The 553-nt window shown below is 62.7% G+C and carries 2 protein-coding genes; both read right to left on the reverse strand.

Going from position 1 to position 553, the window contains the following annotated elements; translation table 11 throughout:
- The coding region (locus ACM6J5_RS22330) for an NAD(P)(+) transhydrogenase (Re/Si-specific) subunit beta (protein WP_414929356.1) at positions 1–305 on the reverse strand (305 nt) is incomplete at its 3' end.
- Positions 302–553, reverse strand: a 252-nt coding sequence (locus tag ACM6J5_RS22335; RefSeq protein WP_414929357.1) for an NAD(P) transhydrogenase subunit alpha, incomplete at its 5' end; no start/stop codon positions are given. The genes ACM6J5_RS22335 and ACM6J5_RS22330, both read right to left, overlap by 4 nt.

Genomic DNA, 553 nt, shown 5'->3' on the forward strand with positions numbered 1-553 from the left:
CCGATCATGCTGTGCATGAAGGCGACCAGTTCGGGCATCTTGGTCATTTCGACGCGTTTGGCCATGATCGAACCGGCAGTGCCGCCGATCAGCAGGCCGACGATCACGTAGACGATGCCGTCTTGTGCCAACTCGGAGCCCAGCTTGTAGATCAGGCCCACCGTGGTGAGAATCGCCAGGCCCATGCCGAGCATGCCGAACAGGTTGCCACGACGCGACGTGGTGGGGTGCGAGAGGCCCTTGAGCGCCTGGATGAAGCAGACCGAGGCGATCAAATACAGGGAAGTAACCAGGTTCATGCTCATGCTTGCTGCACCTCGGCCTTGACTGCTTCGGCCTTGGCCGCCGGCGCTTTGGCCGCTTTTTTCTTGAACATTTCCAGCATGCGGCGGGTCACCAGGAAGCCACCAAACACGTTGACGGCGGCCAGGGCCACGGCCAGGGTGCCCATGGTCTTGCCCAGCGGGGTCACGGTGAGGGCGGCGGCGAGCATGGCGCCGACGATCACAATGGCCGAAATGGCGTTGGTCACCGCCATCAGCGGCGTGTGCAG

This window comes from Pseudomonas sp. IT-P74, from assembly GCF_949768175.1.
Classification (GTDB): Bacteria; Pseudomonadota; Gammaproteobacteria; order Pseudomonadales; family Pseudomonadaceae; genus Aquipseudomonas.